Here is a 20,012-nt window from a genome sequence, read left to right on the forward strand (position 1 = left end):
ACCTCCAGTCGGAACTTTACCCCTTCATCATCTTCTTCAGCGCCTGCTTAATGACCTCTTCCAGGGTAAGGGCGTCCAAGTCGATCCCCTTGAGCGCCAGGTTGATCTCCCCCTGGGAGTAACCCAGCACCGCCAAGGCGGCGGAGGCCTCAGACAGCTTGTTCTCCGGGATGACGGTGACCCCGGTGCCTCCATAGGTCTCCCCCGCCCCGTTGATGGTCTGGCCCTTGGCCAGCTTATCTTTCAGCTCCAAGATGACCCGCTGGGCGATCTTCTTGCCGATGCCCTGGGCGCAGGTGAGGGCCTTCTCATCCCCGGTAATGATAGACAGAGCAAGGTTGGCCGGGGTGCTGGCCGACAGGATGGACAGGGCGGCCTTGGGGCCCACGCCGGAGACAGAAATGAGCTGCTGGAACAGGTTCAGCTCCTCCTGGGTGGCGAAGCCGTAGAGCTCCATGGCATCCTCCCGCACGTTGAGATGTGTAAAGAGTTTTCCCTTATCCCCCTTCTTCAGGGCGGACAGGGTATAGCTGGTGGTGCGGCAGGCATAGCCCACTCCGCCGCAGTCGATGACAGCCAGATAGGGCTCGATATGGGTCACGGTTCCACTGAGATAATAAAACATAAGATAGGACCTCACATTAGATCAGATAGGAGTTATGAGATATGGATGCGGTATCCAGCTCCGCCGGACACAGTTCAGACAGCCGCTCCAGGCGCCGGCTCCTTGAGCAGGTATCGGAATTCTCCGCTATAATAGAGCTCCAGCCGAAACTCCAGGCAGCGGCCGGTCAGGTTGAGAAAGCCGTCCAGCTTCACCTGGCGGTACCCGTAGGTCTCGTCCATAATGTCCAGCGTCCCCTGAGGGTATGTCTTCAAAAAATCCTCCACCGCCATTTTCCGGCCGGTAAAGGGCCCTCGGTTTCCGCAGAGGACGCCGCGGTACTCCATTACATAGGCGTGGGAGCTGTCCCAGTCTACCCCAGCGATCTCCACATCCCCCTGCACCTGGTCGAAGGGCTCTGTTGTCTCCACATAGCCGTACTGGGTGACCAGCCGCAGGGTATCCCCCTCCAGCCGCACCTCCAGAATATAGGCGTCGTGGAGGCTGTAGGGCAGGTCTGGGGCGTGCTGCTTTACGATGACAGGCATGGGTCCCATCCTTTCCGGGAGTCAAGTCCCCCTGGTCCTATCTCCTGATCCGCTGTTCTTTCATCGTGTGTCGTATTTCATGGGGTCAAAGACCCGTTCGGTGTTCAGGAGGCTGGTGGCGGCACGGCCGTGGCAGATGGCCAGGGCCAGGGCATCGGCGGCGTCGTCGGGCCGGGGAACCTGCTTCATGTTCAGCAGGCGCTGGGTCATCAGCATGACCTGCCGCTTGTCCGCCCCGCCGTAGCCCGCCACAGCCTGCTTCACCTGCATGGGGGTGTACTCAAAGACGGGGACCCCCAGCCGCTCCGCCGAGAGGAGGATGACCCCCCGGCCGTGGGCCACCGCGATGCCGGTGGTGATGTTTTTGGTGAAGAACAGCTCCTCCACCGCCATCTCGTCCGGGTGGAAGGTGCGAATGAGCTCTTCCATGTCGTCAGAGATCTGGAGCAGGCGGCTGGACAGGGGGATGCCCGGCGGGGTGGTGATGACGCCGTATTGGACCAGCGTGTTTTTCTGACGCTCCGCACGCACCACCCCGAATCCGATGGTGGCCACGCCCGGGTCGATGCCTAAAACGATCATGGGCCCCTCCCGCTTCCATACATACGAAGTAAGTGTATCATGTTTTTCTCCAAATGGAAAGACTGTTTTCACTTTCCCTCTCTCTTTCGATACCGCGGCACACTGGGCGGCTGTCGGGAGGCATGGGAAGAGGCACTCCCTTGCTTTCCCGGCGGGTGTATGGTACAACGGAAAATGGGATGGGGGCTCTGGAGAAAAAAGTCTGCTTCCACCGTGACATTTCCCCCTGCAAAATGGAGTATTATGCGAAGGGAGGTCGTGATATGGCAGAGCAACCGCTGAGCCCGGAGGAGGGATTCACCTCCATCCTGGAGCGGTACGAAAAAATGGTGTACGGCTTCGCACTGGCTCGGACCGGCAGCCGGGCGGATGCGGACGACGTGTTTCAGGAGGTATTTCTGGCCTATTTCCAGTGCGGCAAACATTTCCGGGAGGAGGAGCACCGCAGGGCCTGGCTCCTGCGCACTACTCTCAATTTCAGCCGCCGGGTGACCGCCTCCCCCTGGCGGAGGCGTGTGGTCCCCCTCTCGGAGCGTGCGGATGCGCCGGTGCAGTTCCAGACCCCGGAACAGACCGGGCTCTGGTCCGCCCTCTCCTCTCTGCCAGACGGGCTGAGGGTCCCCCTCTACCTGTTCTACTTTGAAGAACTGTCCACCCAGGAGATCGCGCGGCTCCTCTCCCTCCGCCCAGGCGCGGTGCGGATGCGCCTGTCCCGGGGGCGGGAGCACCTGCGGGAGCTGCTGAAAGGAGACTATTTTCATGAATGACCCCATCTTTTCTCAGATGAAGGAACAGCTCATCCCCAGCCCGGCGGCCCGGGCCGCGCTGGAGGAGGGGCTCTCCCGGCCTGTCCGCCGCCCCGTCCACCGGTGCCGGTACTGGGTGCTGGCCGCCTGCCTCCTTCTGGCGGCCGCCCTGCCGCTGGGACACGCCCTCCTCTTTCCGCCCCTCCACAGCTATGTGACGGTGGAGGAAGCGGCGGGGCAGGGACAGGACGCCAGTACCCAGGAGGCAGCCCCCCGCCCCGGCCTCATCATCAGCGAGAGCGGACTTGGACCGGACACCCTCCCCGCAGAGGAGGGGGAGCCGTACGACCTCAGCCGGCTTCCCGCCTCCGCCCAGGACGGCGGCTTCCCTGCCCAGCAGCTGCCCAGTGCGGAGGGAGAGACCTCTTCCGATGCCGACGCAGGAGAGGGCGCCCTGCTCCTGGAGCGCCTGACTCGGGAGATCCAACGGGAATACGGCAACGGCACCTACCCGGACTGGTACGGCGGCGGCTATCTGGACAGCGCGGGAGATGTGGTGGTCCTGCTGGTCCAGGGCTGCGACACACAGGCCCTGCGCAGTCAGGTCCGGGACTGGGCCGGGGGCGGGGTGTCCTTTGCCAGGGCCCGCTACTCCCTCGCCTCCCTCACCAAGCTCCAGGAGCAGATCTGTGCCCAGCCCTCAGTGAAGGCGGTGCTGTCCTCCTGCGCCCTGGACGAGGAGAACAACCGTCTGGTCCTGTCCCTCACCAGGGCCGACGATGAGGCCCTGTCTGCACTGGCCGTGCTGGACCCCAGGGACGACGCCGTCTATGTCCAGGCGGCCGCTCCAGCCTCTGCGGAGTCAGGCACCGGCACCGCCTGCCCCCGGGCCTCCCGCTAACTGCGCTCTGGACCGCCCACTTTCCCACATCGTCAGGGCTCCCCGGCACTGCCGGGGAGCCCCTCTGTTATGCAGATATCGGCCACCGGGCCCAGCCGGATCGGCGGAAGAATTCCTCCAGCTGGCCTCTGTCGATGGTCACGACAACGCTGGAGGAAAATCCGATGGTGATGGTGGAACTTGATCGACCTCCCTATGCGCAGCAGCCCCATGAGGACCAGCAGGATCCCAACCAGGATGGCGGCTATGGACATCAGCATCTGAGGCAACAGTCTTTCCACACTCATTCCTGCCTTTTGCCCTGACTCCCCCCTCTCCCGTGGCTGCCAAGTCTTCTCCTGCCTCTATACGTGCAGGAGATGGAAAAACTGCAAATCTTATTTCATATCTTTGTCTGTTTTTTCCAGCCCGCGCTCAGGCAGGGACACCCGCCGGGTGGCCACCCGCTCCCGGAACGCCTCGTCGTGCTCCACGAACAGCAGGGTGGGCCGGTACTCCAGCAGCAGCTCCTCCATCTGGATACGGGAGAACAGGTCCACAAAATTCAGCGGCTCATCCCAGACATACAGGTGGGCGCTGCGGCACAGGCTGGCCGCCAGCAGGACCTTCTTCTTCTGGCCCGCGCTGTACGCACCCATTTCTCCCTCAAAGGCCGCCCTGGGGAAGTCCAGTTTGCGCAGGATGGTCATAAACTGGGTGGCGTCTATCCCCTCCTCCGCTGGGAAGTCCCGAAGGGCTCCCTGCAGATGGTCCACCTTTTGGGAGACATAGGAGATCTCCAGGCCAGCGGCCCGCCGCACGGTCCCCGTGTGGGGCACTTCCTCCCCCAGGATCAGCCGGAGCAGGCTGGTCTTGCCGCTCCCATTCCTCCCCTCCAGGCACAGCCGCTCCCCCTGGCTCAGGGAGAAGCTGACCTCGCCGCACACAGGCCCGTCTCCGTAGTCGATGGAGATGCGGTCCAGCTCCAGCAGGCGGGCACTGTGGAACGCCCGGGGGGCCAGCTTCAGGGGCTCGGCCCGCTCCACGTCGTGGAGCAGAGCCGCCTTCTCCCGGATGGCAGACTCCTGCCGGCTCTCCAGGCTCTTGGCCCTCTTCATCATCTTGGCCGACTTGTGGCCCACATAGCCCCGGTCGGGGCGCAGTCCGGAATTTTTGCTGGCGTATTTGGTCTTTTCCACCTGGTCGGACCAGGCAGAGGTCCGGCGGGCCGCCTGCTCCAGTCGACGGATCTCCCCCTTCAGCTGCTGGTTCTGGGCCTGCTCCCGCCGGTCCCGGTCCTGCTTCTCCTGGTACCACACGGAGAAATTTCCCTTCACCAGCTCCGGCCCCGTCCGGTTCAGGGCCAGCACATGGTCCACGCACCGGTCCAGAAACGCCCGGTCGTGGGAGACAAGCAGGAAGCCCCGGCGGCTGTGGCTGAGATATTGGGCAAGCAGCTCCCGCCCCTCCTCGTCCAGGTGGTCGGTGGGCTCGTCCAGCATGGGCCAGCTCCCCTCGTCCAGAAACAGGGCGGACAGGAGCACCCGGGTCTGCTCCCCTCCGCTCAGGGTGGAGAAGGTGCGCTCCAGCACCTCCTCATCCAGCCCCAGCAGGGACAGCTCCCGGACCAGCTGCCACTCCTCCGCCTCCGGTGAGATATCCCGCAGCACCTGGGACACCGGGACCTCCGTCTCCCGGACGGCGCAGGGGAACCGGCGGCAGGCCAGGCCCGTGCGGATCTGCCCCCGGTGCTCCAGCCCGCCCTCCAGAAGGCGCAGCAGGGTGGTCTTCCCCCTGCCATTTCGGCCCACCAGCCCCAGCTTCCAGTCTGTGTCCAGCTGTAGGTCCAGGTCCTCAAAGACCGGCTCGCTGCCGCCGTCATAGGTAAAATACAAATGTTCGATTTGGATCAAAGACACTGTTCTGCCTCCCTTTCCGCCCCGCCGCCGGCGGGGCATATGAAAAAAGCCGCAAGAAGGCGCACCTTCTCACGGCTTTGGCAGACGATCCACAGCCGCCCCCCTGGGGCAGCTCCATACGAACAGCCGGAGCGGGAAGACAACACCCTCTTGCTCAGGCATGACAGAACCGGGGCTTTTCAGGCCCCTCTCTCTTCCATCATGCGGTTCAGCAAGCGGCATTGCGCATTTTCCCGCCTCCATTTCTTCTAGATTCCCATGCAGTGTAGCACAGCGGAGCCGCCCTGTCAAGCAAAAACCAGGACGAACTGCATCCGGCCTGGCTCATGCTCTGGGGTGGGCCTTCTGATAGACGTCCTTCAGCTTGTGGTTCAGCATCCGGGAGTAGATCTGAGTGGAGGAGATGTCCGCGTGCCCCATCATCTCCTGGATGGAGCGCAGGTCCGCCCCGTTCTCCAGCAGGTGGGCGGCGAAGGAGTGGCGCAGGGTGTGGGGCGTGATGTCCTTCTGGATGCCGGCCTTCTCCTGGTAGTATTTGATCAGCTTCCAGAAGCCCTGGCGGCTCATCCGGTCCCCGCTCATGTTGACGAACAGCGCCGTCTCGTCCGGCTCGTTGATGAGCTGCGGGCGGACGTTGCGCAGATACTCCTCCAGCGCCCGGATGGCGGCGGGGTAAAGGGGGATGACCCGCTCCTTCCCCTTGCTGGCACAGTGAAGCACCCCGGCGTAGAGGTTCAGGTCGTCCACGTCCAGCTCGATCAGCTCCGACACCCGGATACCCGTGGCGTAGAGCAGCTCCAGCATGGCCCGGTCCCGGTACCCCTTCAGGTCACTGCAGTCTGGCTGCTCCAGAAAGAGCTCCACCTCCCGGCTGGTGAGGATCTGGGGCAGCTTGCGCTCCACCTTCGCCGCAGTCACGTTTCGGGCTGGGTTGCTCTCCACCAGTCCCCTTGACAGCAGGCAGTTGTAGAAGGACTTGATGGATGCCACGGACCGGGTCACCGTGGCAGCGGATTTGCCCCGCCGGGTCAGGCCCCGGATATAGTCCTCCACGTCCCGGGGCAGCACCTCGTCGAGCGGGACGTCCCGTTCCTCCATCTCCTGGGCAAACTGATGCACGTCCCGCAGATAGGAGCTCACCGTGTTGGCCGAGGCCTTCTTTTCAGTTGTCAGATAGCTCTCATAGTCCTCCAACAGATTCGACACACACAAAACTCCCTGATTCCAGATTGCGGGCCCTCCCGCAAGTCACAGCACAAAGCGGGCCGAAGCCCCCACCAGCACCGGAACGATGCTCAGCTCCAAGATCACACACAGCATGACTGCCCCGCCGCATAGCGCGCAGCGGACCCCATAGGCGGTGTCATAGCTGAGGGGATAGCGGCTGTCCCCCGTCACCCGCCGCAGAAGGCCGTAGGCCCCCAGCATCCCCCGGGCCCCCAGCACGAAGAGGGCTGGCGCCCACAGCAGCGCCGGCAGCCCGAACAAGAACAGCGCCGGGATCAGCCCCGCCCCGCCGAACAAGCGGCAGAAGCAGGCCACGGAAAAAGAAAATAAAAAGCCCCGCACGGCAAACAGCACTGGCAGTCCGATCACCCCCAACGCCGTGAATCCCATCAGCAGGGCCGCCAGGGGAAAACGCATCTGCTCCCACAGCACCGCCCAAAAGCCCGGGGCTCCCTCAGTCCCGTCCTGGGCCAGCGTCAGATAGGTCTGGAGATAGTCGGACAGGGCGCTGCCGCCCGCACCATTCACCATGCCGCCCAGCAGGCAGCCCGCGCCGCCCCCCAGCAGGAACGCCATACCCAGCACCGCCATCGCGGCCAACGTCCCAGACGGCACATCCAGCATGATCTTTCCCTGTCTCCCCATGGCGCTCACCTCAGTGTCAGCCTATGAGGCGGGATAAAAAAATAGAAGCGGGGAACCCTTGGATCCCCCTACCGAATCTGAATTTATCCTTAATATACCGCTCGGCGCCCGTTTCCGCAAGGGGTTTTGAAGGATTTGTGAAAATTCGTCATTTCCGTCAATACTTTATGTCAACATGATTATGTAAACTTTGTTGACCAAAGAAGGCGGGCCAGCGTCTGCTGGCCCGCCTTCTTTCTAAATATAGTGATTTTGTACCGTCAGACCCCGCAGATGTTGTGTTTCCTGCTATTCTGCGCAGGAGCCGCACAGACTACAGTCCGTATTATTACATTCTGTATTCTTCGTCTCTCCCATCCCGGCCGCAATGGCACGCAGGGCGATGGCGCACTCCAGCCGCTTACGCTCCATTTCGCAGGCTACCGCATTGGGCTTTTTTATGTCGCCGTTGACAAGCAGGTTGGAGGCGGAGCAGCCGCCGCTGCAATAGAAGCGGGCCCAACAGTTCCGGCAGTCCTCCCGGGTGTAGATGTTCAGCTCCGCAAACTTCCCGGAGATGTCCATATCGAAGTCCCCGGAGCGGACATTGCCCATCCGGTACTCCTCCCTGCCCACAAACTGGTGACAGGGATAGATGTCCCCATCAGGAGTGATGGCCACATACTCACAGCCCGCCCCGCAGCCCCGCAGCCGCTTGATGACGCAGGGCCCCTGAGCCAGATCCACATTGAAGTGGAAGAAGTTCACGTCCTTCCTTCCCTGCAGCTGCCGGGCCAGCTTCTCGTATTCCGCCTCCACTGCGGGCAGGTCTCCCTCCTTGATGGCGAAGGGGTCGTCCAGCGGTCCGCTGGCCGGTTCCACCGAAACATGGCGGAAGCCCAGGGAAGCCAGGTGCTCCACGTCGTCGGCAAAGTCCAGGTTCTCCCGGGTGAAGGTGCCCCGCACATAGTAGTCCTTGGTCCCCCGCTGAGAGACCAGCTGCTGGAACTTGGGGACGATCACGTCATAGCTCCCCTTCCCGTTGACAGTGGGGCGCATGTGGTCGTTGACCTCCCGCCGGCCGTCCAGGGAGAGCACCACGTTAGACATCTCCCGGTTGATGTAGTCGATGGTGTCCTGGTCCAGCAGGACACCGTTGGTTGTGATCGTAAAGCGGAAACACTTGTCGTGCTTTTCCTCCAGGGAGCGGGCGTACTCTACCGTCCGCTTGACGGTGTCCAGCGCCATCAGCGGTTCCCCGCCGAAAAAGTCCACCTCAATGTTCCGCCGCTTGCCCGACTTCTCCACCACCCAGTCGATGGCCCGCTTGGCGGTATCAAAGTCCATGGTCATGCGGTGTCCGGTACCGAAGTCGCCAGTAGAGGCAAAGCAGTAGCGGCAGCGCAGGTTGCAGTCGTGGGAGACATGCAGACACAGTGCCTTCACCACCGCCGCCTTGGGCAGGGCCATGGCGGCAGCCGGGTCGATGTAGTCGTCATCTGAGAAGAGCAGCCCCGCCCGCTGGAGCTCCAGCAGCTCCGTCCAGGCCTCGTCCAGTTCCCTGGCGTCGTACTGAGAGAGGCGGTCCTTCAGATCCTGGGGACAGGCATCTCCCATGGGGCCCTCCACCAGAGAAAGCAGGTCACAGCACAGCCTGTCCAGCACATGGACCGCCCCGCTGTTCACATCCACCGCCAAGTTCCGGCCCAGCGCGGAAAATGTGTGTACCATAATGATATTCCTCCGAATTTGCAAAGATTGGCGGCCGATTTCAGCCGCGAAAAAAGGGCAGGCTGACGCCCGCCCCTTTCCGGTCAGGATGTTGTCCTTACTTGTTGTCGTTCTCGCACTTCTGATTGGCGACCGTGCAGGAAGTCTTGCAGGCGGACTGGCAAGAGGTCTGGCACTCGCCGCAGCCGCCGTGGGCTGCGCTGTTCTTCAAAGTGGCTCCGTTCAGAGTCTGGATGTGCTTCATCGGAATCTTCCTCCCTAATATGCTGTCATAGGGCGGAGCATGGCCCCGCCAATATGTATGGTAGGATTATACCATACACAGGCCGGGATTTCAATCATCTTCTGCGTTTTTTCTTTGGTTTTCCCCCCAGTACGCCCGCCAGGGCACCGCCGCAGCCGCAGGAGAGCAGCAGTCCCAGCCCGCCGTTGCGCAGATCCGCTGACTCATAGAACAGGAAACCGGCAGTGAGCAGCAGCAGGAACAGGATCAGACCTGCCCCGAAGCCCATCAGCAGGCTCCTGCCCCGGCCCTGACGGACGGCCAGCAGGCCGCCGGCGAGAGCCCCCAGGGCACAGGCCGCCATCACTGCGCTGTCCATCATCCCCTGCCCCAGCCAGCGGTTGGACACCGCCAGCGCACACAGGAACAGGATGGCCACCGCCGTCAGAAACGCCAGTGCGCCCCCCTTCAGCATCCCGCACATGGTCCCCAGCCAGGGGCTCTCCGCCTCTTCCCGCTTTCCTTTCGTTTTCACAAAAAACACCCTCCCCGCAAGTTCCAGGTATGGAATCTTATGCGGGAAGGGTGCTTGTCATGCCTGTCATTTCTGCCCCAGGGCACAGCAGCCCGGAAGCACGGCACGGAGTCCTTTACTTCGTGGTCTCGGAAGTCTGGGCCCCCTTGGTGGACACGGCCCACTTGGTGAATTCGATCCGCACACGGTCGGCACCGGTCTCGATAACGATGGTGTTCTCCTTCACAGCACAGATGGTGCCGATGATGCCGCCGATGGTGGTGATCTCGTCCCCAACGGTCAGAGAGTCCCGCATGGCCTGCGCCTGCTTCTTCCGCTTGTTCTCCGGGCGGATCATAAAGAAGTAGAGCAGCGCAAACATCAGGACTAACAAAACAATGCTGTACATCCCACTATCCAAGGTAGATTCCCTCCAAAAATTCGGTAGTGCTGCCAAAAGGCGTCTTTGTCATTATACCTGTTTCCCCTTCGGTTGACAAGCCTTTTTTGCAAATTTTCTCAAACCTGGTTTTACACGCCGGTCAGCGGAACTCCTTTCCCTCCCCGTCCAGCACCGCGCGGCGGTGGAAGGTGACGAAATCCGGCTGGAGATCTGGGTAAGTCTCGCAAAAAGCCGCCCGGATCAGTTCTGGATTCAGTCCCGGGTTCTGGGCCGCCAGCACCGCATCCAGGGTCATGGTGTCCCGCTGCACCTCCAGGTTCCAGCTGTAGATCAGAGGGATCAGGTCCACCTCGGTGAAGCCGGCCTTGGCCTTCTTCGACTTCTTCCGCACCACCAGGCTCTCCTGCCCCAGCAGGCGGCTCAGGGCGGTCTCTGCCTCCAAAGGCCGCCCCTCCTCGTACTCCATATTGATGATGTAGTTGACCCGAGACAGCTCCTTCACCGGCCGCTGGGCCGGATAGCAGCTATGGATCACGATGCCCTCCGGCATGGCGGCAGTGAGCCGCGCCGGCACCTCCTCATAGGATGCGCCCCCCACCAGCCCGAACTCCAGGATCTCGCACTGGCTGGAGTAGCCCACTGACAGGGGCAGCGCGATGGAGACGAAGGGGTGGGGATTGAAGCCCTCCGTGTGCCTGATCTGGATGCCGGAGCGGAAAAAGGCCCGCTGGAAGGTGCGCATCAGGTCCAGATGGGAGATGTACTTGGCTCTCCCAGTCTTGGAGAAGAGCAGGCGGTCAGCCATTGCACACCCCTCCTTTCAGCAGACGGTTGGCCCCGCAGCCGGAACAACGGGTGCGGCAGTCCGGGGTTGTCTGGGACTGGTAGCACAGCTCCCGCTCATGCCACAGGAAAGCGGGGGTCACCATGGGGTCGATGCGGCACCAGGGAAACACCTCGCTGCGCGGCCGCTCCCGGTGGGCGTAGAAGTCCCCATCCAGCCCGCATGCCTCCAGGGCATCCATCCACCGCTGGTAGTCGAAATACTCGCTCCAGGAGTCGAACTTGGCCCCATGCTGCCAGGCCCACTCCAACACGTCGGCCAGGCGGCGGTCCCCCCGGGAGAAGATAGCCTCCAGATAACTGGTCTGGGGGTCGTGCCAGTTGTAGGTGATGGACTTGTCCCGCTTCAGGGCGTCCCGCAGCAGGCCCACCCGCCGCTGGTACTCCTCCACGGGGATCTGGGCCTCCCACTGGAAGGCCGTGTGGGGCTTGGGCACGAACCAGGAGGTGGACACCGTGATCCGCACCCCCCGCTTGGGGTTGGGAGTGTACTCCCGCCAGGCGAAATAGACCTTGCGGGCCAGATCCGCGATCCCCAGTACATCCTCATCAGTCTCGGTGGGCAGGCCCAGCATGAAGTAGAGCTTCACGCCGCTCCACCCGCCGGCGAAAGCGGTGCGGCAGGATTGGAGCAGGTCCTCCTCCCGCAGGTTCTTGTTGATGGCGTCCCGCAGCCGCTGGGTCCCCGCCTCCGGCGCGAAGGTGAGGCCTCCCTTCCTCACCCGCTGGAGCCGCTCCATCAGATTCATGGAGAAGGTGTCCGCCCGCAGGGAGGGCAGTGAGAGCCCGATGTCCCGGGGGGCGCAGTAGTCCAGCAGGTCATCGCACAGCTCCAGCAGGCAGGGATAGTCGGTGGAGGACAAAGAAGACAGGGTCATCTCCTGATAGCCGGAGTCCTCACAGGCCGCCTTTCCATACTCTGCGAGCTGTTTGGGGTCCCGGCTGCGCACCGGGCGGTACACGTATCCGGCCTGACAGAACCGGCAGCCCCGGATACAGCCCCGGAACAGTTCCAGCATCACCCGGTCGTGGACGATCTCTGTAGAGGGGATGATGGTCTTCACCGGGAAATAGGACTTGTTCATGTCCTCCACCACCCGCTTGCGCACCAGCTCCGGCGCGCCGGAGCCCTCCCGGATGCGCATCTCCTCCAGTGTTCCGTCGGGGCGGTAGACCGGCTCGTAGAAGGAGGGCACATAGATGCCCGGGATGCGGGCCGCCTCCCGGAGCAGCTCCTCCTTGGTCCAGTCCTCGTCCCGGGCCCGGCGGTAGAGGGCGATGTACTCCAGGGTGACCTCCTCCCCCTCCCCCAGCACGAAGAAGTCCACAAAGGGGGCCAGGGGTTCCGGGTTATAGGCGCAGGTCCCCCCCGCCACCACCAGCGGGGCCAGGTCCCGCCGCTCCTCCGAGCGCAGAGGCAGGCCCGCCAGATCCAGCATGTTCAGCACATTGGTGTAGGCCATCTCGTAGCCCAGCGAGAATCCGATAATGTCAAAGTCGCACAGAGGATCGCCGCTCTCCAGGCCGTACAGCTGGATGCCCTCCCGGCGCATCTCCTCCTCCATGTCTCCCCAGGGAGCAAAAGCCCGCTCGCACCACAGGCCCTCAACCTGGTTCATGGCCCCATACAGGATACGCATCCCCAGGTTGGACATACCGATCTCATAGGTGTCTGGAAAGCAGAGGGCATACCGGGTGTCCACCTGGGCCCGATCCTTCACCACCGCATTATATTCTCCGCCAGTGTAACGGGCGGGCTTTTGTACTTTTGGCAGAATACGCTCCAGTGTCCGGTTCATGACGTCCCTCCAGGTAACTCTCATTTCGAGTGCAGGAACCATTTTACCCGTTTCTGAAGCCCTTGACAAGACCTATTTCTTCCCTTTTTCCCCTCTTTTTCTTTTGCCAGCAGCCAGAGTGCCACCAGGAGGAGGGTAAAACTGCCTCCCCAGCCGATCAGGAGCACGCCCAGCGCCAGCAAAAAGGCGATGAGGACCCGGTCCAGGACCGCCTCCGCCTCCTCCGCAGCCGGCCCGATGGACATGGACAGCAGACAGTGCAGCGCCCGTCCCCCGTCCAGCCTGCCCACTGGAAGCAGATTGAAGCAGCCCAGCGCCAGATTCAGCCCGGCGAAGAGGGCCCCGCCCTCTGCCCGGCAGCACAGCCAGGCCGCCGCCAGGTTGGCCGCCGGGCCCGCCAGCGCCGCTGCCAGCTCCCCCGGATAGGACATGGGCCGCTCCAGCTGGATCTCCGCCCCCACAGCCGTCAGCCGCAGGCGCCGCACCGATCCGCCCAGCCCCCAGATGGCCGCCAGGTGGCCAAGCTCGTGGAGCGCGCACCCTGCCAGGGCCGGGAGCAGGAGCCCCTGCTGGTCCGCATAGTTGCACCAGGCCATCAGGAACAGGAATCCGGGCGTGACCGTGATCCTCCCCCGCCCCACTCAGACGGCCTGCTTGTAGTCGATATAGTATGCCGGGTCCAGATGGGTCCCCGCGTATTTCAGCTCCAGGTGCAGGTGGGGACCAGTGGAGTTCCCTGTGGACCCCACCTCTGCCACCTTCTCCCCCGCGGACACGGTCTGTCCCGTGGTCACACAGATCCTGCTGCAATGTGCGTAAAATGATTTGATGCCGTTGCCGTGGTCGATTTGGAAATACAGTCCGTGGTCGTCGTTCTCCCCCACATACTCCACCGTGCCTGCGGCGAATGCCAGAATGGGGTCCCCCTGATAGGCGCCGATATCCACTCCGTTGTGAAATCTGTATTCTCCGTCAATGGGGTGGTCCCGGTAGCCGTAGGTGGACCAGAGGGGGCCGAACACCGGGGTCACGGTCTTCAGGTCCCCCAGGGATATCTGGTCCATAGTATAGTTGGCTGGCAGCTCCGGGCCGTTATAATTGGCTTTCAGCAGCACCGTTCCCACCGCAGGCGCTGCCGTCTGGGCCTGCGGTGTCTGCTGGGCTGCCTCTCCCTCCGCCTGCTCCCCCGGCAGCCAGCTGTCGGGCACCCGGTCCAGCCGCAGATAGTGGGCGGTGAGCTCCGCCATGTCCGGCCGGCTGTTAAGGAAGCGGCTCTCCTCCTCCACCCCACCAGCCAGGGCGGGAGATGCCTCTCCGCCGGAGTCCTGCCCGGACCCGAACACCTGGATGCAGAACTCCCCGATGTCTCCCAGCACGGAGTCCTGCTCCGCCAGTGACTCACCCAGGTCGGAAAACGCCGCCCGGAAATCAGTGTTGGAGCCGATCAGCGCCAGGATATCCTCCCCCAGCTGGTCCAGCCGCTGGGGAAAGACTCCCTTTCCGATGAACACGGTGAGGAACAGTGCCAGACACGCCAGCAGCTGGACCAGCCGGACACGCTCCCTCCTGCCACTCTCCTCCTGTTTCCCTGTGCGCCTCCCCTGCGCGGCCGGTCTCCTCCGACGCGCTGCCTGTGTGGACTGGCTGTACATAGATGCCCCTCCCTGTCCTGTTTGATGGATACCCCCAATCTATTCCGAGAAAAGATGCTATATTCCTCTTGACAGATCTTAGAAAAGAAAATATAATAGATAAGCTAACTGCATCGGGGTGTGGCGAAGTTTGGTATCGCGCTTGGTTCGGGTCCAAGAGGCCCCGGGTTCGAATCCCGGCACTCCGACCACCTCAGGAGCCTTGAAACTGTTGGGTTTCAAGGCTCCTTTGTTGTTTTCAGCCTTCATTTTCCCTTTTTGTTTCCCTTTTCGGGTCAGGTAGAATAAGTTTCGCAAAAACAAAAAGAGACATGGTTTGCATACCTCTGGTAGAATGAAGTCGCGACACACCATTCTGAAAGGAGACAGCAAACCATGTCTGAGAAGTTGTACAGCTAAACGAAGAAGTTATCAAGGGTCAGCTCAAGGAGTTGGTACGCGGCAGTGTAGAGGAAACCCTTAATGAGCTGCTGGAGGCTGAGGCGGAGAAGCTGACCCAGGCTGCCCGGTACGAGCGTAACGAGCAGCGCCGGGGCTACCGTAGCGGTCACTATAACCGCAACCTCACCACCACTTCCGGGGATGTCACCCTCAAAGTACCCAAGCTCAAGGAGATCTCCTTTGAGACCGCCATCATTGAGCGATACCGCCGGCGGGAGAGTAGTGTGGAAGAGGCTCTTATTGAAATGTATCTGGCCGCCACATAGAAAACATTACTGAGGCCCTGTGGGGTAGCAAAGTCTCTCCCTCTACCATCAGTGAATTGAAAAAGAAAGCGTATGTCCATATCGAGGATTGTCGGAACCGTCCTTTGCAAGGTGAGCGGTATCCGTACGTCTATGTGGATGGGATCTACCTGTGCCGCAACTGGGGCGGAGAGTTTGAAAATGTGGCCATTCTGGTGGTGATTGTAGTCAATGAGGACGGATACCGTGAGGTTCTGGGCGCCGCTGAGGGGATGAAAGAAGACAAGTCCAGCTGGGTCAGTTTCTTCCAATAGCTAAGTGGCCGTGGTCTGGATAGAGTGAAACTCATTGTTGGCGACAAGTATCTTGGTATGCTGGAGGCTGTAGGCGAAGTGTTTTCTGAAGCAAAATACCAGCGGTGTACTGTACACTTTTACCGAAATGTATTCTCTGTCACGCCTCACTCAAAGGTGAAGCTGGTTGCTAAGATGCTCAAGGCGATCCACGCACAAGAGAGCAAGAAAGCTGCCCGAGAAAAGGCTAAGGCGGTAGAGGAGGAACTGCACTCCATGAAGCTGAAAGAGGCTGCCAAGAAGTTGGAAGATGGTATTGAGGAAACGCTTACCTATTGTGACTTTCCCAGCGAGCACTGGACTCGCATCCGTACCAACAATGTTATTGAGAGGCTGAACCGTGAGATCCGCCGCCGCACTCGTGTGGTAGGCAGTTTCCCGGACGGCCATTCTGCTCTCATGCTGGTCTGTGCCAGGCTGCGCCATGTGGCCGGCACCCAGTGGGGCAATAAGAAGTACATGAACATGAAGCACCTGGAGGCGACCCTTGAGGACACCTCCATTGCTGGCTGACTTCATTCATCCCAAAGGCTGCAAACCAATTTGCGAAAAACTCTTGACACTACCCACATGGCCGTAGACATCCAGGGTAAAGGATGCTGTGTGATGTCCCAGGTTGCTCTGGACGGTCTTGATATCGTCCCCAGCCTCCAAGAAAGCCACTGCGTAGCTGTGGCTCAGGTCATGAAGCCGTGTGTCAGGCACACCGATATCATTGGCGATGCGCTTGAAGTTGTAGTACGCGGTGCTGGGCGACAGGTGTCAACCCATGGCGTCGCAAAACACATAGAAATGGTCTGCCAAAGAATGGGGAGCGTTTCTGACCACAGAACCTACCACACACCGCCTCTGATCACCATGGAAACACTATGTTCAAAGAGTTCTGAGAAAGAGCGGATTGGATATGAAACGCTAAAAAGCAACCACAAAAAGCAGAGAAAATTTCACAGAGTCCTTCGGATTCATAGGGCATCGGCTACAAGTTCCGCTACTCAGGCTAAAAATCAGCTGTTTTCGTATAAAAATAGCGAATTTTTCTTGCTTTATGTTGTAAGAAGCAAATTTTACAATTTTGATTTCACAGGCGACTGCCAAATACTACAGACGGTTTTCTGGCTTTATCACAGGAAGGGTGCCCCTTTTCACAAGGAGCACCTTTCCTGTTGGTTTTCTATGCCGTGGGTTCTGATTTCCCGCTAAGAAAAGATTGGGAAATCTATATACTATATATTGAAATTGGAATCCAGACGGCTTCCAACGGCGGCTTTGCTTTACGCCCCGGCATGTGTTTCTTTCCATTTACTTCCGGAATTTCAAACTACACCGGCTTATTTTGCGGCTCGAGAAGCGCAATATAAGAACTGGAATTCTTATCCAAGTTCATCCAAGATCTGCCGTAGCGCACTACAGGATTCTCCACTGTAACAAAGGCATCGACTGTCTCCAGCACATCATAGCCAAAGTTCTCGCCGGATAGTGCATTGGAACCGTTATATTCGGCCGCAGCTTTTCTACAACAGCCCGGGCCTGGACGGCATCAATCGTATAGTATCCACCGACGGGAATCAATAGTGCATCAAGGCCTTCTAGTTCCTCGATCTGTGACTGCATCAATTCGCAGCCTAAATCTCCCAAATGAGCAACGGTAAACTGGCCGTCATCCAAAATATGAATCAGATTGCTTCCACGCAGGGTTCCCTGCTGATCGTCATGCCATGTGTCGATGGTTCTTACTGTAAACGGGGAATTCATACCCTGGCGCAGAGTAACTGCCTCCTTGCCGTTATGGTCCCGGTGCTCATGGCTACACAACACCTGATCGGCCTGCTCAGCAATTGGACGATAACCAGGTACGCTGCCATCCTGATAGGGATCTAGGATGATCTGGTATCCTTTGGATTCAATCTTAAAACACGAATGTCCTAACCATGTAATTTTTATAAAGACTCCTCTCAGTCCAAACAATTTGATATGGACAGATGCGGTATCATCCCACAGCGCTCGAACAAGGCAAGCGCGTTCCCACGAAAAATTTTTTCCTGGTCTCCTGCCCCGAAGAACGATTTCTGAATATAGGACATTTCTTTTTCCATATTCGCCCAGGGCATATCTGTACCAAATAAAATACGATCTGCGCCAAACTGCTCTGCCACCCAATCAAACTTTTTTTGATCCAGATGCCGGGCACACAGTGCCGTATCAGTATAAACAGGCATAGCGGCAAGTTCTTTGATTTCGTCCTCGGCGCAAAACATTCCTGCCATGTGAGAGCAAATCACAGGTGCACCTTGAAATTCATCGATGCAACGGCCAATCGCTTTAGGAAGGACATGGAAATGCTCGGTGCGGATGGACCGTCCACCATGAATGACCGTCAGCATTCCAAGCTCTCCAATCTTGCGAAAAATTGGGCGGCAAATCGGATCATCCATATAAAATTTCTGCCGAATCGGCTGAAATTTTATTCCTCTGATTCCCTGCTCATACAACCACTCTACGGTCTCCACCGCATTGGGTGCAAAGGGATGAACTGACCCCAGGGAAACCACCTTATCTTCCAGCCCGTTGATCGATATGGCATATTGATTAACATGCTCCTGCTGTTCAGGTTTGTTGGCGATGTTCAAAACCATGATTTTTTCGATGGCATATCGTTTCGCCAGACGAAGTTGCCCTTCAATTGTTCCATCTGTTTCATATGTCCCGTACATATTTGTTTTCGACAGTGCACGGGGTGCCAGATTGCCAGGAAAACAATGAACATGCGCGTCGATCAAACCGATTCCTCCTTTTGAGAAACTCGGCGAACCGGAACAGGTTCCTCCATCAAACGCTTGTAGTAAGATTGCAGCTGATAGAGAGGAACCACGGGATTGTGTCCTGTCACACGATCTTTGGCCACTAAAGTAGTGCAAATCGCGTCAGAATACTTATAAAAAAGGCTGTCATGTCCCACGCACAGACCAAATACAATGTTCAGCTGAGTCTGGTGCTGATTCAGCAGCTTGGCCTGCAAAACCGGATTGCAAATGTTCATCCCACAGATATCACAGCACTCCGGCAGGCCCAGTTCCGTCTTTTTCACTGCTCCAACCTTACAGGAAACCGTATATACTTCAAAGCCCCTGGCCCGGAGCACCTGGGTGAGAAGCTTCGCCTCTTGCAACAACCCCAAACAAGTGGCCACACCAATCCGCGTTACATCCATCCGCCGGGCAAATGCAATCGTATCTTCGATTCTGCACCAGGCTCCATAGCCCTCATATTCCACCAGTGCAGAGGCCATAGCCACACGCTGGTCTTCTCCCTGAAGGCAGCTCACTGTCTCACCTTTTAGGGACTCTGAAACGCCCTTGGTAGGGCAAAAAGGGGGATAATGATTTTCTTGCCCCCTACACCCCTTCATACCGCAGTCTGCACAAGAAGGCAGAAATAACTTCTTTTCCAGTTCCAATTTAAATCACGCCTTTTTCTTCCCACTCACGCAGCTGCTCCGGTGTATATCCCATAGCACTGTAGATTTCCTTGTTGTGCTCTCCCAACAGGGGAGCGCATCCGCGCACATAAGGATTCGTTTCAGACATTTTCAGAGCAGCATTGGTGATTCGTACTGCGCCTAGCTGAGGATGTTCCACTTCGGTATACATCTCCCGCTCATCCCGGAAATATGGGTCATTGGCCACCTGCGCCACATTCTGTACCGGCGCCGCAGCAATCTTGGCCTGCGCCAGCTGATTCAGTAGTTCCTCCTTGTCAAATCGGACAGTCTCCTGCGCAATGAGAGGATCCAACAGCTTACGGTTACGAACTCGGTCCTCCACATTTTTAAATTCAGGCCATTCCACCCATTCGTCATGGCCCAAAATATGTGCAAATTTGGGCCATGCATTGGCTTGTCCCGCACTGATCATGACCATTTCCCCGCTCTTAGTGGGGTACGTATTTCCTGGGGCGCTGGCCTCAAAGAAATTGCCCAAATTTTTGGGAATTTTATTGTTGGTAAAATAGATCTGGTTGATGCTCGACAGCGCCGTAATGCACGAATCCAGCAATGCAATGTCAATTCTCTGCCCTTTGCCGGAAACTCTTCTATATTCCAACGCTGCCAGAATACAAATCACCGTATTCTGTGCTGCCAGCACATCGGCAATCGAGGCTCCACAGCGAACACATTCCCCGTCAACAGATCCTGTAACACTCATCAAACCACTCATGGCCTGTGCCACAGGGTCAAAGCAGGCTCGCCCGGAATATTCTCCCTCCTGTCCATATCCGGACACAGAGGCATAAATAATTCCGGGATTCACCGCTGACACATCCTCGTAAGAAAGCCCCAGTCGTTTCATAACGCCTGGCCGGAAATTTTCGATCAGCACGTCTGCATCCCGTACCATGTTTAGAAGGATTTCTCTCCCCTCTTCGCTTTTTAGATTTAATGTAACACCTTTTTGGCCTCGGTTGAACACCACAAAGTATGTACTGATTCCGTCCTTTTTCGGCAGCATGTTCCGGGCAAGATCACCGGTTTTGGGTGTTTCCACCTTGATGACATCAGCTCCCATATCTGCCAACATAGAAGCGGCCAAAGGACCGGCGATGACTCGCCCTAAATCTAACACCTTTAATCCCGCCAGAGCAGAACCTTTTTTGCGTTCCATAGAATCTACTTCCTTTTCTC

21 protein-coding genes, 1 tRNA gene and 1 pseudogene are annotated in these 20,012 nt (G+C 59.0%); 4 read left to right on the forward strand and 19 right to left on the reverse strand.

Annotated features, from left to right (window positions below; genetic code table 11):
• Nucleotides 1-16: 16 nt before the first annotated feature.
• The 3 genes from ruvA to ruvC form a co-directional block, all read right to left on the reverse strand.
• A complete protein-coding gene (gene ruvA, locus BN1969_RS14020; RefSeq protein ID WP_050624876.1) occupies nucleotides 17-625 on the reverse strand; it encodes a Holliday junction branch migration protein RuvA in 609 nt (202 codons plus the stop codon).
• A gap of 74 nt (nucleotides 626-699) precedes the next feature.
• Entirely contained in the window at nucleotides 700-1,152 is a 453-nt protein-coding gene (locus BN1969_RS14025) for a hypothetical protein (protein WP_077138843.1), read from the reverse strand.
• Nucleotides 1,153-1,212: 60 nt separating this feature from the next.
• Nucleotides 1,213-1,734: a crossover junction endodeoxyribonuclease RuvC gene (ruvC, locus tag BN1969_RS14030; protein ID WP_050624878.1), complete on the reverse strand. Its 522-nt coding sequence runs from the start codon at nucleotides 1,732-1,734 to the stop codon at nucleotides 1,213-1,215.
• A 263-nt stretch (nucleotides 1,735-1,997) separates the two neighbouring features.
• Between ruvC and BN1969_RS14035 the strand changes: the two genes are divergently transcribed.
• Both BN1969_RS14035 and BN1969_RS14040 read left to right on the forward strand, forming a co-directional pair.
• Nucleotides 1,998-2,501, forward strand: a complete 504-nt coding sequence (locus tag BN1969_RS14035) for an RNA polymerase sigma factor (protein ID WP_077138844.1) — start codon at nucleotides 1,998-2,000, stop codon at nucleotides 2,499-2,501.
• Nucleotides 2,494-3,381 carry a hypothetical protein gene (locus BN1969_RS14040; protein ID WP_050624880.1) on the forward strand — a complete coding sequence of 296 codons (888 nt, stop codon included), beginning with the start codon at nucleotides 2,494-2,496 and terminating at the stop codon, nucleotides 3,379-3,381. Before BN1969_RS14035 ends, BN1969_RS14040 begins: the two co-directional genes overlap by 8 nt.
• Nucleotides 3,382-3,758: 377 nt before the next feature.
• Here BN1969_RS14040 and abc-f read toward each other — a convergent pair whose 3' ends face one another.
• From abc-f to BN1969_RS14095, 11 genes are all read right to left on the reverse strand, one after another.
• Nucleotides 3,759-5,279 carry a ribosomal protection-like ABC-F family protein gene (abc-f, locus tag BN1969_RS14050; protein ID WP_050624882.1) on the reverse strand — a complete coding sequence of 507 codons (1,521 nt, stop codon included), beginning with the start codon at nucleotides 5,277-5,279 and terminating at the stop codon, nucleotides 3,759-3,761.
• A gap of 324 nt (nucleotides 5,280-5,603) precedes the next feature.
• Entirely contained in the window at nucleotides 5,604-6,485 is an 882-nt protein-coding gene (xerD, locus tag BN1969_RS14055) for a site-specific tyrosine recombinase XerD (RefSeq protein ID WP_050624883.1), read from the reverse strand.
• 42 nt (nucleotides 6,486-6,527) lie between these two features.
• Entirely contained in the window at nucleotides 6,528-7,151 is a 624-nt protein-coding gene (locus BN1969_RS14060; RefSeq protein ID WP_050624884.1) for a hypothetical protein, read from the reverse strand.
• Nucleotides 7,152-7,439: 288 nt separating this feature from the next.
• Entirely contained in the window at nucleotides 7,440-8,861 is a 1,422-nt protein-coding gene (gene scfB / locus BN1969_RS14065; protein ID WP_050624885.1) for a thioether cross-link-forming SCIFF peptide maturase, read from the reverse strand.
• A gap of 97 nt (nucleotides 8,862-8,958) precedes the next feature.
• A complete protein-coding gene (gene scfA / locus BN1969_RS17285; protein WP_077138769.1) occupies nucleotides 8,959-9,105 on the reverse strand; it encodes a six-cysteine ranthipeptide SCIFF in 147 nt (48 codons plus the stop codon).
• A gap of 94 nt (nucleotides 9,106-9,199) precedes the next feature.
• Nucleotides 9,200-9,619, reverse strand: coding sequence for a TIGR04086 family membrane protein (locus BN1969_RS14070; RefSeq protein ID WP_050624886.1), 420 nt, complete (start codon nucleotides 9,617-9,619; stop codon nucleotides 9,200-9,202).
• Between the two features lie 115 nt (nucleotides 9,620-9,734).
• Entirely contained in the window at nucleotides 9,735-10,007 is a 273-nt protein-coding gene (yajC, locus tag BN1969_RS14075) for a preprotein translocase subunit YajC (RefSeq protein ID WP_050624887.1), read from the reverse strand.
• A gap of 133 nt (nucleotides 10,008-10,140) precedes the next feature.
• Nucleotides 10,141-10,806 carry a TIGR03936 family radical SAM-associated protein gene (locus BN1969_RS14080; protein WP_050624888.1) on the reverse strand — a complete coding sequence of 222 codons (666 nt, stop codon included), beginning with the start codon at nucleotides 10,804-10,806 and terminating at the stop codon, nucleotides 10,141-10,143.
• The gene (locus BN1969_RS14085) at nucleotides 10,799-12,643 is read right to left on the reverse strand and encodes a TIGR03960 family B12-binding radical SAM protein (RefSeq protein ID WP_050624889.1); all 1,845 of its coding nucleotides are present in this window, start codon (nucleotides 12,641-12,643) and stop codon (nucleotides 10,799-10,801) included. The genes BN1969_RS14080 and BN1969_RS14085 overlap by 8 nt, the downstream gene beginning before the upstream one ends.
• A 20-nt stretch (nucleotides 12,644-12,663) precedes the next feature.
• A complete protein-coding gene (locus BN1969_RS14090) occupies nucleotides 12,664-13,284 on the reverse strand; it encodes a site-2 protease family protein (RefSeq protein WP_077138770.1) in 621 nt (206 codons plus the stop codon).
• Complete coding sequence (locus tag BN1969_RS14095; RefSeq protein WP_050624890.1) at nucleotides 13,285-14,295, reverse strand: M23 family metallopeptidase; 1,011 nt, start codon at nucleotides 14,293-14,295, stop codon at nucleotides 13,285-13,287.
• Between the two features lie 114 nt (nucleotides 14,296-14,409).
• On the opposite strand from BN1969_RS14095, the gene BN1969_RS14100 reads away from it, so the two are divergent.
• Both BN1969_RS14100 and BN1969_RS14105 read left to right on the forward strand, forming a co-directional pair.
• A tRNA-Pro gene (locus BN1969_RS14100) sits at nucleotides 14,410-14,486 on the forward strand.
• Nucleotides 14,487-14,705: 219 nt separating this feature from the next.
• Nucleotides 14,706-15,847 (forward strand): annotated as a pseudogene (locus tag BN1969_RS14105) (IS256 family transposase).
• A gap of 6 nt (nucleotides 15,848-15,853) precedes the next feature.
• Here BN1969_RS14105 and BN1969_RS17290 read toward each other — a convergent pair.
• The 5 genes from BN1969_RS17290 to BN1969_RS14130 all read right to left on the reverse strand — a co-directional run bounded on the left by BN1969_RS17290 (nucleotide 15,854) and on the right by BN1969_RS14130 (nucleotide 19,992).
• Entirely contained in the window at nucleotides 15,854-16,039 is a 186-nt protein-coding gene (locus tag BN1969_RS17290; RefSeq protein WP_077138771.1) for a site-specific integrase, read from the reverse strand.
• A 699-nt stretch (nucleotides 16,040-16,738) separates the two neighbouring features.
• Complete coding sequence (locus tag BN1969_RS19110; protein ID WP_242850347.1) at nucleotides 16,739-17,299, reverse strand: MBL fold metallo-hydrolase; 561 nt, start codon at nucleotides 17,297-17,299, stop codon at nucleotides 16,739-16,741.
• Nucleotides 17,287-18,111 carry an amidohydrolase family protein gene (locus BN1969_RS14120; RefSeq protein WP_050624892.1) on the reverse strand — a complete coding sequence of 275 codons (825 nt, stop codon included), beginning with the start codon at nucleotides 18,109-18,111 and terminating at the stop codon, nucleotides 17,287-17,289. Before BN1969_RS14120 ends, BN1969_RS19110 begins: the two co-directional genes overlap by 13 nt.
• Complete coding sequence (locus tag BN1969_RS14125) at nucleotides 18,108-18,788, reverse strand: DUF1847 domain-containing protein (protein ID WP_242850348.1); 681 nt, start codon at nucleotides 18,786-18,788, stop codon at nucleotides 18,108-18,110. Before BN1969_RS14125 ends, BN1969_RS14120 begins: the two co-directional genes overlap by 4 nt.
• Nucleotide 18,789: 1 nt before the next feature.
• On the reverse strand, nucleotides 18,790-19,992 hold the full coding sequence (locus BN1969_RS14130) for a CaiB/BaiF CoA transferase family protein (RefSeq protein ID WP_050624893.1): 1,203 nt from the start codon (nucleotides 19,990-19,992) through the stop codon (nucleotides 18,790-18,792).
• Nucleotides 19,993-20,012 lie beyond the last annotated feature (20 nt).

The sequence above is a fragment of the Clostridium phoceensis genome, assembly GCF_001244495.1.
Taxonomy (GTDB): Bacteria; Bacillota; Clostridia; order Oscillospirales; family Oscillospiraceae; genus Lawsonibacter; species Lawsonibacter asaccharolyticus.

What these genes read in the sequence shown, in the direction of transcription:
- BN1969_RS14060 (WP_050624884.1), bottom strand. Translation starts at nt 7,151, where the DNA reads ATGGGGAGACAGGGAAAGATCATGCTGGATGTGCCGTCTGGGACGTTG.
- BN1969_RS14025 (WP_077138843.1), bottom strand. Translation starts at nt 1,152, where the DNA reads ATGCCTGTCATCGTAAAGCAGCACGCCCCAGACCTGCCCTACAGCCTC.
- ruvA (WP_050624876.1), bottom strand. Translation starts at nt 625, where the DNA reads ATGTTTTATTATCTCAGTGGAACCGTGACCCATATCGAGCCCTATCTG.
- BN1969_RS14035 (WP_077138844.1), top strand. Translation starts at nt 1,998, where the DNA reads ATGGCAGAGCAACCGCTGAGCCCGGAGGAGGGATTCACCTCCATCCTG.
- BN1969_RS14095 (WP_050624890.1), bottom strand. Translation starts at nt 14,295, where the DNA reads ATGTACAGCCAGTCCACACAGGCAGCGCGTCGGAGGAGACCGGCCGCG.
- yajC (WP_050624887.1), bottom strand. Translation starts at nt 10,007, where the DNA reads ATGTACAGCATTGTTTTGTTAGTCCTGATGTTTGCGCTGCTCTACTTC.
- BN1969_RS14085 (WP_050624889.1), bottom strand. Translation starts at nt 12,643, where the DNA reads ATGAACCGGACACTGGAGCGTATTCTGCCAAAAGTACAAAAGCCCGCC.
- BN1969_RS14130 (WP_050624893.1), bottom strand. Translation starts at nt 19,992, where the DNA reads ATGGAACGCAAAAAAGGTTCTGCTCTGGCGGGATTAAAGGTGTTAGAT.
- scfA (WP_077138769.1), bottom strand. Translation starts at nt 9,105, where the DNA reads ATGAAGCACATCCAGACTCTGAACGGAGCCACTTTGAAGAACAGCGCA.
- BN1969_RS14080 (WP_050624888.1), bottom strand. Translation starts at nt 10,806, where the DNA reads ATGGCTGACCGCCTGCTCTTCTCCAAGACTGGGAGAGCCAAGTACATC.
- BN1969_RS14040 (WP_050624880.1), top strand. Translation starts at nt 2,494, where the DNA reads ATGAATGACCCCATCTTTTCTCAGATGAAGGAACAGCTCATCCCCAGC.
- scfB (WP_050624885.1), bottom strand. Translation starts at nt 8,861, where the DNA reads ATGGTACACACATTTTCCGCGCTGGGCCGGAACTTGGCGGTGGATGTG.
- ruvC (WP_050624878.1), bottom strand. Translation starts at nt 1,734, where the DNA reads ATGATCGTTTTAGGCATCGACCCGGGCGTGGCCACCATCGGATTCGGG.